11 protein-coding genes and 2 pseudogenes are annotated in these 15,199 nt (G+C 66.5%); 4 read left to right on the plus strand and 9 right to left on the minus strand.

The genetic code is table 11. The features are described 5' to 3' along the window. Positions 1-95: 95 nt before the first annotated feature. Positions 96-959, minus strand: coding sequence for a helix-turn-helix transcriptional regulator (locus tag ACHMXA_RS11405; protein ID WP_176664481.1), 864 nt, complete (start codon positions 957-959; stop codon positions 96-98). Positions 960-1,132: 173 nt separating this feature from the next. On the opposite strand from ACHMXA_RS11405, the pseudogene ACHMXA_RS11410 reads away from it, so the two are divergent. Continuing rightward, positions 1,133-4,938: pseudogene (locus tag ACHMXA_RS11410) on the plus strand (autotransporter outer membrane beta-barrel domain-containing protein). A gap of 10 nt (positions 4,939-4,948) precedes the next feature. On the opposite strand, the gene ACHMXA_RS11415 reads toward ACHMXA_RS11410, so the two are convergent. The 8 genes from ACHMXA_RS11415 to ACHMXA_RS11450 form a co-directional block, all read right to left on the minus strand. Next, a complete protein-coding gene (locus ACHMXA_RS11415; protein WP_218088171.1) occupies positions 4,949-6,028 on the minus strand; it encodes a purine nucleoside permease in 1,080 nt (359 codons plus the stop codon). A 105-nt stretch (positions 6,029-6,133) separates the two neighbouring features. Further along, positions 6,134-7,444 (minus strand): citrate synthase, encoded by a 1,311-nt coding sequence (gene gltA, locus ACHMXA_RS11420; protein ID WP_176664483.1) that lies wholly within the window; start codon positions 7,442-7,444, stop codon positions 6,134-6,136. A gap of 24 nt (positions 7,445-7,468) precedes the next feature. Continuing rightward, entirely contained in the window at positions 7,469-7,783 is a 315-nt protein-coding gene (locus ACHMXA_RS11425; protein ID WP_176664484.1) for a succinate dehydrogenase assembly factor 2, read from the minus strand. Between the two features lie 34 nt (positions 7,784-7,817). Next, positions 7,818-8,519, minus strand: coding sequence for a succinate dehydrogenase iron-sulfur subunit (locus ACHMXA_RS11430; protein WP_093049529.1), 702 nt, complete (start codon positions 8,517-8,519; stop codon positions 7,818-7,820). A gap of 49 nt (positions 8,520-8,568) precedes the next feature. After that, the gene (sdhA, locus tag ACHMXA_RS11435) at positions 8,569-10,377 is read right to left on the minus strand and encodes a succinate dehydrogenase flavoprotein subunit (protein WP_125947844.1); all 1,809 of its coding nucleotides are present in this window, start codon (positions 10,375-10,377) and stop codon (positions 8,569-8,571) included. Positions 10,378-10,383: 6 nt separating this feature from the next. After that, positions 10,384-10,749, minus strand: coding sequence for a succinate dehydrogenase, hydrophobic membrane anchor protein (gene sdhD, locus ACHMXA_RS11440; protein WP_176664485.1), 366 nt, complete (start codon positions 10,747-10,749; stop codon positions 10,384-10,386). Between the two features lie 13 nt (positions 10,750-10,762). Beyond that, positions 10,763-11,209: a succinate dehydrogenase, cytochrome b556 subunit gene (sdhC, locus tag ACHMXA_RS11445; RefSeq protein WP_019654079.1), complete on the minus strand. Its 447-nt coding sequence runs from the start codon at positions 11,207-11,209 to the stop codon at positions 10,763-10,765. Positions 11,210-11,450: 241 nt separating this feature from the next. Further along, positions 11,451-12,209: a GntR family transcriptional regulator gene (locus ACHMXA_RS11450; protein ID WP_176664486.1), complete on the minus strand. Its 759-nt coding sequence runs from the start codon at positions 12,207-12,209 to the stop codon at positions 11,451-11,453. Positions 12,210-12,393: 184 nt separating this feature from the next. Here ACHMXA_RS11450 and ACHMXA_RS11455 point away from each other — a divergent pair, with 184 nt between their 5' ends. From ACHMXA_RS11455 to ACHMXA_RS11465, 3 genes and pseudogenes are all read left to right on the plus strand, one after another. Next, positions 12,394-13,380, plus strand: coding sequence for a malate dehydrogenase (locus ACHMXA_RS11455; RefSeq protein WP_176664487.1), 987 nt, complete (start codon positions 12,394-12,396; stop codon positions 13,378-13,380). Positions 13,381-13,396: 16 nt separating this feature from the next. Next, positions 13,397-14,186 (plus strand): annotated as a pseudogene (gene tam, locus ACHMXA_RS11460) (trans-aconitate 2-methyltransferase). Further along, a complete protein-coding gene (locus ACHMXA_RS11465; protein WP_176664489.1) occupies positions 14,183-15,181 on the plus strand; it encodes a CoA ester lyase in 999 nt (332 codons plus the stop codon). The pseudogene tam and the gene ACHMXA_RS11465 overlap by 4 nt, the downstream one beginning before the upstream one ends. Positions 15,182-15,199 lie beyond the last annotated feature (18 nt).

A 15,199-nucleotide genomic window follows, 5' to 3' on the forward strand; every position in this document is an offset into this window, starting at 1 on the left:
TATTTTCCCCTTGTTTTTACGCCGCATCCATCGCGATGCGCGATGGCCTCGTTGCCGGGTGGCGACGGGACGCCTGCCCGGAGGGCTTCTGCGGCCTACCGCGCGAAGGCCATCGCGTCGCCGGAGGCTTCCGCAGCAGCGCCCGGCCTGGTCTGCGTTCTCCAGGTTTCGAGCGGCAGCTTCCACAAGGGCGGCATCTGCGAGAACGGCGGCACGGTGTGGACGAGCTTGGCCAGGGCCAGCCGGCTGTCGGTGCCGATCTTGCTGAAGATCGCCTTCAGGTGCGCCTTGACGGTGTCCTGGCTGACGCTCATGGCGCTGGCGATGGCCTCGTTCGAGCGGCCCTCCGCGATCCACACGGCCACCTCGACCTGGCGCTGCGTCAGTTCCGGGAAGGCGTAGCGCAGACGGTCGGCTGCGGGGAGCTTGCCGACGGTGCGCTGCTGCGCCTGGCGGTAGGCCCGCAGCACGTGCCCCCGATAGATCTGCAGCCGGTCGCGTTCGGCGTCGCTGTATGCGGGTCGCCCGACGACGCGGTGCGCGCTCAGGTCCAGCGAGTACTCGCCGTGCAGCATCAGCACACCCATGATGCGGTGGGCGCCCGACGGCAGGAACACCTCGCGGGCCATCGGCAGCGCCATGAATTCCTCGTCGGTGAAGACGTCCGATTCGCGCACCGCACGCTCGCCGAAGAAGGCCGGGTCCTTCTGCCAGAACGGATGGCTGGCGGCATGGCGCGCATAGGCCTGGAACGCCGTGGCGCGGCGAGCCGGATCGTCCTCGACCGACAGCAGCGCGCGCATCTCGCCGCTGCGATGGTGCACCTCGGTCCAGGCGACTACGTCGGAGTCCGTCAGGCGGACCACGCTTTCGAAGAGCAGGGGCGGAAGGGTCAGCAGGTCGGGCTCGGCCTCGTAGAGGCGAACTATTTCCTGCAGCAGGATCGGGTCGGTGTTCATGACTACTCTTTCGGGTAATTGAAGCGTCCTGTTGCAAATCTTACAGTGGCGCCTCGATGTCTCCGGAATGCGGGTATTGCCAGCGCGGGCGGTACTTTCATCGAGCGGCGTTCCGCGAGACGCGGCTGCGGCCATGCAGCCGGATTCAACAGAACAAATACGGGACCAACAGGATGAATCGCACTTTCAGGGTCGTCTGGAACAGGCGGCTGGGCGTCTGGCAGGCCGTGTCGGAACTGGCCGTGTCGGCCGTCAGGGGCTCGGCAGTGGGCGCAAGCTCCAGTGCCCGGCGACGCATCGCAGTGGGCGCGGTGCTGGCGCTTTCGCTGGCCGCGCCGTTCGCGCACGCGGCCGACGTGCTCCTCATAGGCGCCGGCGGCGCGGGAGGCGGTGACGGCGGCAACGGCAGCATCCGCGGCGGCGGTGGCGGGGCAGACTTTTACCTGCCGGGCTCTGGCGGTGCCGGCTTCGTTCCCGCTCCGACGCAGACTCTTTCCAGCCCGGCCAGCGGCAGCAGCCTCCTGCCGACCTATGAATACGTCGGGATCGGCGGCGGTGGTGGCGGCGGGGACGGTGGCAACCTCGGCACCGGCACGGTCGGCATCGATGGAAGCGCCGGGGGAGCTGGGGAACTCACCCTCAGTGGCACGGCCCTGACAGTCAGCAACACGCTGCTGATCGGCGGCGCCGGCGGCGGCGGCGGTTCCGGCGGAGCCCCCTTCTCCGAGGCGGCAACGGCGGCACGGGCGGCACCGGGACGCTCACTGCCACCGGCGGGGCGACCATCACGGTCGGCACACAGCTCTATCTCGGCGGCCTGGGCGGCACGGGGGGCAACTGCGGCTGTGCCGGCAACGGCGGGGCGGGCGGCACGGGCGTCCTCAACCTGGGCGATGGCAGCACGCTGAACCTGGCGGGCGCCGCCTTCACCATCAACGGAGGCGGCACGCTCAATATCGGCAATGCCACGGCCAACGGCACGACTGCAGGCATCGTCACCGGGCTGGCCGGCAGCATCAACAACGCGGGCAGGATCAACTTCAACCAGTCCGATGCCACCTACACCTTCGCCACGGCCATCTCGGGAACCGGCACGGTGGTTCAGAACGGCAGCGGCATCACGTTCCTGACCGGCGCAAATGCCTACTCGGGCGGCACGACCGTCAATGCCGGGCTGATCAACTTCAGCAACGGCGCCAACCTCGGCACCGGCAACATCACGCTGAACGGCGGCGGCCTGCAATGGGCGGCGGCGAACACCACGGACATTTCCGGCCGGCTGAATGCGCTGGGCGCGAACGGCGGCACCTTCGACACCAACGGCAACAACGTGACGCTGGCCAGCGCCATCAGCGGCGCGGGCGGCCTGACGAAGACCGGCGGTGGATCGCTGGTGCTCTCGGCGAGCAATGCCTACTCCGGGGGAACCCGTATCGATGGCGGCAGACTGAGTGCAGCCGTCAACGGCGCCTTGGGCAGTGGGCCGGTTACCGTGAACGCATCACTTGAATTCCAAAGTGGGGTTGATGCGGGCGCGCTGTCCATCACGAATCAGAATGGTTACACGACCTTTCTCGGTGCGAGCACGGCAGGCAGTGCCACCATCACGAACTACAACGCAAGCGGCACCGACTTCTACGGCACGAGCCAGGGTGCCAACGCCACGATCACGAACAACGACGCATCGTTCACCAATTTCCGGGAGAACACTTCGGCGGGCAATGCGCGCATCAAGAACAGCACGGGCACCACCTTCTTCTACCAGAGCAGCAGTGCTGGCCATGCGGTCATTGACAACGACATCGGAGCCGCGTACTTCACCAATGACAGCAGCGCTGGATCGGCCACGATCATCAACCGCAATGGCGGTGCGAGCTTTTTTGTAGGCAACAGCACGGCCGATGGTGCGACCCTGGTGAACCAGGCCAACGGCCGGGTCGACATCTCGGCCCACAGCGGCGGCATCGGCATAGGCTCGCTGTCCGGTCAAGGGCAACTCCTGCTGGGGGCCAACTTCGCCACGCTCGGCGCGCTGGGTACCGACATGCAGTTCGATGGCATCGTCAGCGACGGTGGCACCAACGGCGGAGCCGGTGGTGGGCTGATCAAGACCGGCGCAGGCGTGCTGACGCTTACGGGCGCGAACACATTCACCGGTGGCACCGCACTGCGCCAGGGGCGCCTGAACCTCGGCAACAGCCAGGCGCTGGGCACCGGCACGCTGTCGATGGACGACGACACGACGCTGGGCTTCAGCGCCGACGGGCTGACGATCGCCAATGCGATCCAGCTCACGGGCAGCACCGATCCGGTCATCGACACCGGCGCCTTCAACGCGACCCTGAGCGGCGCGATCAGCGGCGGCGGCTTCATCACGAAGGAGGGCTCGGGCACGCTGACGCTGTCCGGCGCCAACGTGTACACCGGCGCCACCAACGTCGCGCAGGGCACGCTCAAGGCGGGCGCCGCCAACACCTTCAGCGCGGCATCCGCCTACAGCGTGGCCGCGGGCGCCGCGCTGGACCTTGCGGGCTTCAGCCAGACGGTCGCTTCGCTCGCCAACAGCGGCACCGTCTCGCTCGCGGGCGCGGCCGCAGGCACCGCGCTCACGGTGACGGGCGCGTACGTCGGCAACAACGGCGTGCTCAGGCTCGGCACCGCGCTCAACGGCACGGGACCTTCGGATCGGCTGGTGCTCGACGGCGCCGCCGCGTCCGCCAGTGGCAAGACCACAGTTCAGGTCACCAACCTCGGCGGCCTGGGCGCGCTCACCAGCGGCAACGGCATCGAGGTGGTCACCGCGAAGAACGGCGCCACCACCACGGCCCAGACCACCAAGGACGCCTTCAGCCTGGCCAACGGCCATGTGGATGCCGGCGCCTACGAGTACCGCCTGTACGCCGCGGACGCGAGCGGCGCGGGCGAGAACTGGTACCTGCGTTCGAGCACTACCGCATCACCCGCGCCTCCCACACCCACCACGCCTGCCACGCCGGTGATCACCTACCGCGCCGAGGCCTCGCTCTATTCCGCGCTCTCCGGCCAGCTGCGCCAGGGCAACCTCGCGATGCTCGGCGACCTGCGCAAGCGCGTGGGCGACGACGACGTGAAGGGCACCGCGACCACCTCGACCAACGCTGTCGGCTCCGATCGCCGCGCCTGGGCCCGCGTGCTCTCCGCCGACATCGACATCCAGCAGGGCGGCGTGGTATCGCCATCTAGCAAGGGCCGCCTCACCGGCTTCCAGGCTGGCACCGACCTGCTGGCCACGCCCAACTGGCGCGCAGGCCTCTACGTCGGCCAGCTCGACGGCGACGCCAGCGTGCGCGGCTTCGCCAGCGGCATCCAGAACCTGTCCGTGGGCCGCAACGACCTGCGCAGCCAGTACCTGGGCGTGTACGGCACTTACACCAACGACAGCGGCTTCTACGCCGACGCGGTGGTGCAGTCGGGCCGCCACCGCTACACCGTCGAGCCGCTGGCGAGCCAGGGCATGAGCGGCAAGGGCAACAGCCTGCTGGGGTCCATCGAGGTGGGCCAGTCCTTCGCGCTGGGCGGCAGCGGCTGGCGCATCGAGCCGCAGCTGCAGCTGATCCACCAGCACATGGACCTGGGCAACTCCGCCATCCTCGGCGCCATCGTCCAGCCGCAGGCCGACAGCGGCTGGATCGCGCGCGCGGGCGTGCGGGTCAAGGGCGAGATCGCCACGGGGCTCGGCACGCTGCAGCCATACGGCCGCTTCAACGTCTACCGGACATCGAGCGGCGCGGACATCGCGCGCTTCGTGAACGGCGTCACCACCACCGACATCGCGGCGCCGACGGGCGGCACGAGCACCGAACTCGCGGGCGGCTTCACGCTCGCGCTGGGCCCGTCGACCAGCCTCTACGGCGAAATCGGCAAGCTCTGGGCGAGCGGCGGCGACGCCAGGGTGAAGAGTTCGATCAACGGGTCGATCGGCGTGCGCGTGAAGTGGTGACGGGCTGCGCTCAGTCCGCAGGGACCCCGGCGCTCCAGGCCGCCCAGTTGCCGACGATGGCATCGACCAGGGGGCGGCCCGCGATCAGCAGGTTGGCGGTGGAGATCGGAAACCCGCCCGACTCGGCCGACAGCGAGGCATAGGCGGTCTGCCCCGGGTGGGGCCGGTCGAAGTTCGACGCGGTGCGCAGCACGGCCACGCGCTTCAGGTCCAGCAGGCCGGCGCTGGCGCCCCGCTTCAGTGCCTCGTAGGTGGCGTTGTCCTCCTGCTGGGTGGTGCAGTACTTGCCCTGCCCGTCGGTCACGAGCGAAACCCAGCGCGTGGCCGTCTCGCCCAGGTACTTGCCGTGCCAGTAGGTGTCACCGGCTGCGGTGTCGCATTGCAGGACCGAGGGCCGCGCCCTGGCCGCCGGCTGCGGATACCTCGCGCGATAGGCGCGTGCCTTGTCGCTGTCCGCCAGCGGTGCGTTGGCCGACAGTTTCAGGGCCTTCTGCAGCAGCTTCTCGTCGAGGCGGAAGACCTCGGTGCGGTACTCGAACTTGGGCTTGGAGTCCGGGTCCTTGGCACCGATGCCGAAGTAGCCGGTGCGCCAGCTCGGCGGCATCTCGCGCGCGTCGATCTCGTGGGCGATGCCGAAGTCGACCAGGTACCGGGCCCAGGTGGCCGAGCCGATGGTCGAGACGTTCGGGTCGACGCCCGAGATGCCGGCCACCAGGAAGTAGGTCTTCGAGAGATCGAACTTGCCGCTGAACACCAGCGCCGTGACCGAGGCTGCGGCGTTGGTGTGGCCCATGCCGGTGGTGACCTGGCACACCGAGTCGGCATTGCAGCGCACCGCCGGATCGTCGGCGGACAGGCCCGGCACCTTGATCTCCCGGTTCAGCTTCAGCGGCTCGAGCCAGACGTTGGCCTCGGGCTTGAACATGCTGATGATGAGAACCTTCACGGCCACCTGTTGTTGCGCACCTTGTGTGGCCGAAGGCGACGTGGATCGGCTCGCATCGCTCGCGCAGCCGAACAGGGCCGACGCGGCGAGGGCCACGCATGCCGCCCTTGAAGACAAACTGATTACCGGGCTGAAAACTGCCATCTGCTTTCTCCTTTTTCGTCGAACAACAAGAAGGAGACCGCAATTTACAGGCCAAAAAAAAGCTACCCGAAGGCAGCTTTCGTGAGTGAAGTCGCAAGACGCGGATCAGCGAGCCGAGATCGGCTTCACGTCGCGCTTGGGCGAACCTTCGAACAGTTGGCGCGGACGGCCGATCTTGTACTCGGGGTCGCCGATCATTTCGTTCAGCTGGGCGATCCAGCCGACCGTGCGAGCCAGCGCGAAGATCGCGGTGAACAGCGGCACCGGGATGCCGATGGCGCGCTGCACGATGCCCGAGTAGAAGTCGACGTTCGGGTAGAGCTTCCGCGACACGAAGTACTCGTCTTCCAGGGCGATCTTTTCCAGTTCCTTGGCCAGCTTGAACAGCGGGTCGTTTTCCAGGCCCAGTTCGGTCAGCACTTCGTTGCAGGTTTCCTGCATCAGCTTGGCGCGCGGGTCGTAGTTCTTGTACACGCGGTGGCCGAAGCCCATCAGCTTGACGTTCGAGTTCTTGTCCTTGACCTTCTTGATGAACTCGCCGATCTTCTCGACGCCGCCTTCCTTCTGGATGTCGTACAGCATGTTGAGTGCTGCTTCGTTGGCACCGCCGTGGGCAGGGCCCCACAGGCAGGCAACGCCGGCCGCGATGGCCGCGAAGGGGTTCGTGCCCGACGAGCCGCACAGGCGCACCGTCGAGGTCGAGGCGTTCTGCTCGTGGTCGGCGTGCAGGATGAAGATGCGGTCGAGCGCGCGCTCGAGCACCGGGTTCACCTTGTACTCCTCGCACGGCGTGGCGAACATCATGTGCAGGAAGTTGCCTGCATAGCTGAGCTCGTTCTTCGGGTACATGTACGGCTGGCCGATCGTGTACTTGTAGGCCATGGCCACGAGCGTGGGCATCTTCGCGATCAGGCGGATCGCGGCGATCTCGCGGTGCTCGGGATTGTTGATGTCCGTGCTGTCGTGATAGAAGGCCGACAGGGCGCCCACCAGGCCGGTCATGATGGCCATCGGGTGCGCGTCGCGGCGGAAGCCGCGCAGGAAGAACTGCATCTGCTCGTTGACCATCGTGTGGTTGGTCACGAGCTTGGTGAAGTTGGCCTTCTTGGCGGCGTCCGGCAGTTCACCGTACAGCAGCAGGTGGCAGGTCTCGAGGAAGTCGCAGTTGGTCGCGAGCTGCTCGATGGGGTAGCCGCGGTACAGCAGCTCGCCCTTGTCGCCATCGATGTACGTGATGGCCGACTGGCAGGCGGCGGTCGACATGAAGCCCGGGTCGTACGTGAACATGCCGGTCTGCGCATACAGCTTGCGGATATCGATCACGTCGGGGCCAACGGTGCCCTTGTAGATCGGCAGTTCGACGCTGTCGCCGCCGTTGCTGAACGACAGCGTGGCCTTGGTATCGGATGCTTTCATTTCGGTTTACTTTCAGAGGTGGATTCAGGACGAAGGAGAAATTGCAGGGCGCTGCGCGCCGTCGGTGCGCATGAGCTGCAGCAAAGCGACCACCTCGGCCCCGGCCCATTCGGGCTCGGGCTCCTTTCTGCGCAGAAGGAGGTCGAGGAGATCGTTGTCCGACAGGTCCATCAATGTCTCCATCGCTCCCGCCTGACCCACGGTCATGCGGGATTCGTGCCGCTCGAAGAAGCGGGCGATGAACAGGTCGTTCTCGAGCAGCCCGCGCCGGCAGCGCCATTTGAGCTTGCTCAGCGCGCGTTCGCTGAGCAGCTCCTGGGAGTCGACGGCGGATTGCATGATGACTTTCTGAAGAACGGCTGGACCGCGGGGCTCAGATGGCGCGGCGCACCATCAATTCCTTGATCTTGCCGATGGCCTTGGTCGGGTTCAGGCTCTTGGGGCACACGTCCACGCAGTTCATGATCGTGTGGCAGCGGAACAGGCGGTACGGGTCTTCCAGGTTGTCCAGGCGCTCGGCGGTGGCTTCGTCGCGGCTGTCGGCGATGAAGCGGTAGGCCTGCAGCAGGCCGGCGGGGCCCACGAACTTGTCGGGGTTCCACCAGAAGCTCGGGCAGCTCGTGGAGCAGCTCGCGCACAGGATGCACTCGTACAGGCCGTTGAGCTCTTCGCGCTCCTCGGGCGACTGCAGGCGTTCCTTCTCGGGCGGCACGGTGTCGTTCTGCAGGTACGGCTTGATCGAGTTGTACTGCTTGAAGAACTGGGTCATGTCCACGATCAGGTCGCGGATCACGGGCAGGCCCGGCAGCGGCTTGAGCACCACGGTGCCCTTGAGCGTGTTCATGTTGGTCAGGCAGGCCAGACCGTTCTTGCCGTTGATGTTCATCGCGTCGGAGCCGCAGACGCCTTCGCGGCACGAGCGGCGGAACGACAGGGTCGGGTCCTGCGCCTTGAGCTTCATGAGCGCGTCGAGCAGCATGCGCTCGTGGCCGTCGAGTTCGATCTCGACCGTCTGCATGTAGGGCTTGGCGTCCTTGTCCGGGTCGTAGCGGTAGATCTGGAATGTGCGCTTCATCGTAGTGACCTTGTGAATGCTTTGTATGAGCTGACTGTGAGCCGCTCGCTTAGAACGTGCGGACCTTCGGCGGAACCGAGGCCACGGTGAGCGGCTGCAGCTTGACCGGCTTGTACGAGAGGCGGTTGTCGGCGCTGTACCAGAGGGTGTGCTTCATCCAGTTGGCGTCGTCGCGGCCCAGCGGTGCGACCGGGTCGTCGGCCGGGCGCTCGTAGTCTTCCACCGTGTGGGCGCCGCGGCATTCCTTGCGGGCGGCGGCCGAGACCATGGTGGCCTGCGCCACTTCGATCAGGTTGTCGACTTCCAGCGCTTCGATGCGGGCGGTGTTGAACACCTTCGACTTGTCCTTCAGGCCGATGGCCTTGACGCGCTCGCGCACGGCGGCGATCTTGGTCACGCCTTCGTCCATCGAGGCCTGCTTGCGGAACACGGCCGCATGCTGCTGCATCACGGCGCGGATCTCGCCGGCCACGTCCTGCGCGTATTCGCCGCCGGTGGTGGCTTCGAGGCGGTTCAGGCGCTCCAGCGTGCGGTCGGCAGCGTCGTTGGGCAGGGGCTTGTGTTCCTTGAGCTTGTCGTTGAACTCGACGATGTGGTTGCCGGCCGCGCGGCCGAACACCAGCAGGTCGAGCAGCGAGTTCGTGCCCAGGCGGTTGGCGCCGTGCACGCTCACGCAGGAGCATTCGCCCACCGCGTACAGGCCGTTCACCACGGCGCTGTTGTCCTCGCCCTTCTGCACCACGACCTGGCCGTGGATGTTGGTCGGGATGCCGCCCATCTGGTAGTGGATGGTCGGCACGACGGGAATCGGTTCCTTGGTGATGTCGACGTTGGCGAAGTTGACGCCGATCTCGTACACCGAGGGCAGGCGCTTGTGGATGGTGTCCGCGCCAAGGTGGTCGAGCTTGAGCAGCACGTAGTCCTTGTTGGGACCGCAGCCGCGGCCTTCCTTGATTTCCTGGTCCATCGAGCGCGAGACGAAGTCGCGCGGCGCCAGGTCCTTCAGCGTGGGCGCATAGCGCTCCATGAAGCGTTCGCCATTGCTGTTCAGCAGGATCGCGCCTTCGCCGCGGCAGCCCTCGGTCAGCAGCACGCCCGCGCCGGCCACGCCGGTCGGGTGGAACTGCCAGAACTCCATGTCCTGCAGCGGAATGCCCGAGCGCGCAGCCATGCCGAGGCCGTCGCCGGTGTTGATGAAGGCGTTGGTGGAAGCCTGGAAGATGCGGCCGGCGCCGCCGGTGGCCAGCAGCACGGTCTTGGCCTGCAGGATGTGCAGGTCGCCGGTTTCCATTTCGAGCGCGGTCACGCCGACCACGTCGCCTTCTTCGTCACGGATGAGGTCGAGCGCCATCCATTCGACGAAGAACTGGGTGCGTGCCTCGACGTTCTTCTGGTAGAGCGTGTGCAGCATCGCGTGGCCGGTACGGTCGGCCGCGGCGCAGGCGCGCTGCACCGGCTTCTCGCCGTAGTTGGCCGTGTGGCCGCCGAACGGGCGCTGGTAGATGGTGCCGTCGGGGTTGCGGTCGAAGGGCATGCCGAAGTGCTCGAGCTCGTACACGACCTTCGGTGCTTCGCGGCACATGAACTCGATCGCGTCCTGGTCACCGAGCCAGTCGGAGCCCTTGATCGTGTCGTAGAAGTGGTAGTGCCAGTTGTCCTCGCTCATGTTGCCGAGCGACGCGCCCACGCCGCCCTGGGCGGCGACGGTGTGCGAGCGGGTCGGGAACACCTTGGAGAGCACGGCCACATTGAGGCCGGCGCGTGCGAGTTGCAGCGAGGCGCGCATGCCGGATCCGCCGGCACCGACGATCACGACGTCGAACTTGCGCTTGGTGATTTTTTCTTTTGTGTAGGTCATGGTGGGTCAGATCTTCCAAAGCACTTGAATGGCCCAACCCGCACAACCGACAAGCCAGACGATGGTGAAAACTTGCAGCACGAGACGGATGGCGACGGGCTGGATGTAGTCCATCCAGACGTCGCGCATGCCGACCCAGACGTGGTAGAGCAGGGCGACGATCACGGAGAAGGTCAGCACCTTCATCCATTGCGCGGCGAAGATGCCGGCCCACAGGTCGTAGCCGATGGGGCCGCGGCTGAAGATCAGCTGCGCGAGCAGGATGATCGTGAAGAGCGCCATCAGGCAACCCGTGATGCGCTGGCTGAGCCAGTCGCGCAGACCGTAGTGGGCGCCGACGACGACGCGCTTGGAGCCGTAATTCACAGACATGGTTGGCTCCTTCTCAGTACAGGCCGAACAGCTTGGCGCCGAGCACGACGGTGAGCAGGATGCTCAGTGCCAGCGTGGCGATGGCCGAGGTGTTGCCGAATTCCTTGTTCACCGCCGAATGGCTCACGTCCATCCAGAGGTGGCGCAGGCCGGCGATGAAGTGGTGCAGGTAGGCCCAGATCAGCGCGAGCGCGACGAGCTTGAAGAACCACCCCGGAACGAAACCAAGGCCGCTGTTGAAGGCGGCCTTGAAGCGGGCGAACGAATAGTCGGAGGACAGCGAGGTGTCGAACATCCAGATGATGAACGGCATCAGCAGGAACATCAGCACGCCGCTGACGCGGTGCAGGATCGACACGATGCCCGCCGGCGGCAGCCGGTAGGTCGTGAGGTCGGTGAAGGCGTTGATGTTGCGGAATTCGCGACGCTTGGGCCGGGGAGGAGTTGCAAGCTCTGTCATTGGGGGATGGGCTTTCGTGGCTTTTGTGACTGTTGGCTTGTTGCTTGTTCTGAGAGCGAACGCTTTTGTTTCTTATGGGGAAGTGCAAACAACGCAAAATTCTATTGCAATGCACCATCACGCTGCGGACGCATGCGAGTCACTGCACCGTTGCAGTCGGATGCTATTGACTTCGTAGCGCAATGCTCACGTTGCATGCGCGCGCTGGCGCGCCTGTGTTCGGCGTTCATCTGCATCGGGATCAGCCCAGCTGGTTCCTGTAGTGGTGCGTGTCGGTGCGATAGAGGCCGCGGCGCAGTTCCATCGGCGTGTCATGGTAGGTGTGCGCAACGCGTTCCACGCTCAGCAGGGGCATCTGCGGAGGCACGTCGAGCAGCTCGGCCTGTTCGGCGTCGGGCAGCACGGCGCGAATCTTTTCCTCGGCACGCACCATGCGCACGCCGAATTCCGTTTCGAAGAGCGCGTACATCGGGCCGGGCCATGCGCGCAGCCGCTCGGCGGTGAGGCCCTTGAAGGGCGCACCGGGAAGCCACAGGTCTTCGAGGATGGTGGGCACGCCGCCGTAGGCGAGCACGCGGCGCACCTGCAGCACGGCGTCTGCGGTGCGCAGGCCGAGCGCTCGGGCCACGTCGGCGGATGCGCGCAGGCGCTTGCAGTCGACGATGGTGCGCACGGCCGGGCCTTCGGTGCTCGGGTCGCCTTCGTCGGGTACGAGCTTGAGGAAGCGGTACTGCACATGCTGCTCGGCATGGGTGGCGACGAAGGTGCCCTTGCCCTGGCGGCGTACCACGAGGTTCTCGGCGGAGAGCTCGTCGATGGCCTTGCGCACCGTGCCCTGGCTCACGCGGTAGCGCACGGCCAGGTCCATCTCGCTGGGGATGGGTTCGCCCGGCTTCCACTCGCCCGCCTGCAGGCTCTGCAGGATCAGGGTCTTGATCTGCTGGTAGAGCGGACTGAAGGACGGCGTCGCGGGCTCGTCGAATGGGGTGGGCGTGTTCATGGCAGCGGTGGGGTGCGCCTTGGCGGACCCCGAGAGGATATCTTATATAAGACATAAGACGAGGCTCATTGAATCGGCTTAAAATGCTGCCGGTCTCGCGCTGCGGGAAGGTGTTTTATCCCGCAGAACCCCTGGCGCCCCACGAGAGCGCCGACACCGTTTCATTACCTTCTGGAGTCTTCCCATGAGCAAAAAGCCCGTCCGCGTTGCCGTCACCGGTGCCGCCGGTCAAATCGGTTACGCCCTGCTGTTCCGTATCGCCTCCGGTGAAATGCTCGGCAAAGACCAGCCGGTCATCCTGCAACTGCTCGAGATCCCCGACGAGAAGGCCCAGAAGGCGCTCAAGGGCGTGATCATGGAGCTCGAAGACTGCGCCTTCCCGCTGCTGGCCGGCGTGATCCCCACCGGCGACCCGCTGGTGGCCTTCAAGGACGCCGACTACGCCCTGCTGGTCGGTGCCCGTCCCCGCGGCCCCGGCATGGAGCGCGCCGACCTGCTGGCCGCCAACGCGCAGATCTTCACGGCACAGGGCAAGGCCCTCGACCAGGTCGCCAGCCGCAACGTCAAGGTGCTCGTGGTCGGCAACCCCGCCAACACCAACGCCTACATCGCCATGAAGAGCGCCCCCAGCCTGCCGCGCGAGAACTTCACCGCCATGCTGCGCCTGGACCACAACCGCGCCGCCAGCCAGATCGCCGCGAAGACCGGCACCGCAGTGGGCGACATCGAGAAGCTCACCGTCTGGGGCAACCACTCGCCCACGATGTACGCCGACTACCGCTTCGCCACTGTCGGCGGCAAGAGCGTCAAGGACCTGATCAACGACCAGGTCTGGAACGCCGACACCTTCCTGCCCACCGTGGGCAAGCGCGGCGCCGCCATCATCGAAGCCCGCGGCCTGTCGTCGGCTGCCTCGGCCGCCAACGCAGCCATCGACCACATGCGCGACTGGGCCCTGGGCTCCAACGGCAAGTGGGTCACGATGGGCATCCCGTCAAACGGCGAATACGGCATTCCGAAGGACGTGATCTTCGGCTTCCCGGTCATCACCGAGAACGGCAAGTACAAGATCGTCGAAGGCCTGGAAATCGACGCATTCAGCCAGGAACGCATCAACAAGACGCTGAAGGAACTGCAGGACGAGCAGGCCGGCGTCGCCCACCTGCTGTAAACCACTGCAGGCCAGCATGCTCGACTGGAACCCCGCGCTCTACCGTCGCTACGAGGACGAGCGCACCCGTCCCGCGCAGGAACTCCTCGCGCGGGTGCCGCTGACCGAAGCGGCCCGCGTGGTCGACCTCGGCTGCGGCCCGGGCAACTCCACCGAGCTGCTGGTCAACCGGTTCCCGAAGGCGCAGGTCGTCGGGACCGACAACTCCGAAGCCATGCTGGTCAGCGCGCGCGAGCGCCTGCCGCAGACGCGCTTCGAGCTGAGTGATATCGCGACCTGGGCGCCGCGATCGAAAGAAGAAGCGCCCGATCTCATCTATGCCAACGCGTCCCTGCAGTGGGTGCCCGATCACGAGAAGCTGATCCCGCGCCTGTTCGACGCGCTGGCCCCGGGTGGCGTGCTCGCCATCCAGATGCCCGACAACCGCCAGGAGCCCGACGCACCGCCTGATGCGCGCGCTCGCGGCCGAGGCGCCGTGGGCCGAGCCCATCGGTGACGCGGACAAGCTGCGCACGCTGCTGCTCGACCTGCGCGGCTACTACGACCTGCTGGCGCCGCTCGCGCCGCACGTCGATGTCTGGCACACCATCTACCAGCACCGCATGGCTGATGCGGCGTCCATCGTCGAATGGGTGCGCGGCACCGGCCTGAAGCCCTTCGTCGACCGCCTGCCGCCCGACCTTCAGGCGAGCTACCTCGCCGAATACCAGCGGCGCGTGGACGAGGCGTACCCGGTGCGCACCGACGGCAAGCGGCTGCTGGCCTTCCCGCGCATGTTCATCGTCGCGCAGAAGAACCAGGCATGACGAACACGGCCCATCCCGCTGAAGTGCTGCTCGGCGCACAGGCCGGTGCGGTGGCGCTGCCCGTTTGCGACCACTACAGCGGCGTCGAGGCGCGCATGAAGAAGAGCCTCGCGCTCCAGGCCGAGATGGCCGAGGAGTTCGGCGCCTGCGTGTTCGACGTCACCCTCGACTGCGAGGACGGCGCGCCCGTGGGCGGCGAGGCCGATCACGCAGCGCTCGTCACCGAACTCGCGCTGGCCGCGAAGCCCGGCATGCGCGTCGGCGTTCGTGTGCACCCGGTCGACCATCCGGCCTTCGCGGGCGACGTGGTCACCATCGCCGGCCGGGCAGGTTCGCGCCTGAGCCACCTGATGGTGCCCAAGGTCGAATCGGTGGCCGATGTGCATCAGGCCGTTGCAGCGCTCGATGCGGCCGATGCCGGCGCGCTGCCGCTGCACGTGCTGATCGAATCGCCGCTGGCGGTGCACAACGCCTTCGAGATCGCCGCGCATCCGCGCGTGCAGTCGCTGAGCTTCGGGCTCATGGATTTCGTCTCGGCGCATGCCGGCGCCATCCCGGCCGACGGCATGGGCGCGGCAGGGCAGTTCAGCCACCCGCTGGTGGTGCGCGCCAAGCTGGCCATCGCCTCGGCCGCGCACGCCTACGGCAAGGTGCCCTCGCACTGCGTGGTCACCGAGTTCAACGACACCGGCGCCATGCGCACGGCCGCGCGCAGGGCGGCCACCGAATTCGGCTACACGCGCATGTGGAGCATCCACCCGAACCAGATCCGGCCGATCCTGGAAGCCTTCGCGCCGGACGAGTCGCAGATTCAAATTGCCACAAAAATCCTTGTAAAGGCGGCGGCCGCGGATTGGGCTCCGACACAAATTGATGGCACATTGCACGACCGCGCGAGCTACCGCCACTTCTGGCAGGTACTGACGCGTGCCCACGCAACAGGGCGCGCGTTGCCCTCCGAGGCGAAAGCCTGGTTTGCACTCGCGGCCTCCTGAAACGAAACCTTCGAACCC

It is taken from the genome of Variovorax sp. UC74_104 (assembly GCF_044055375.1).
Taxonomy (GTDB): Bacteria; Pseudomonadota; Gammaproteobacteria; order Burkholderiales; family Burkholderiaceae_C; genus Variovorax.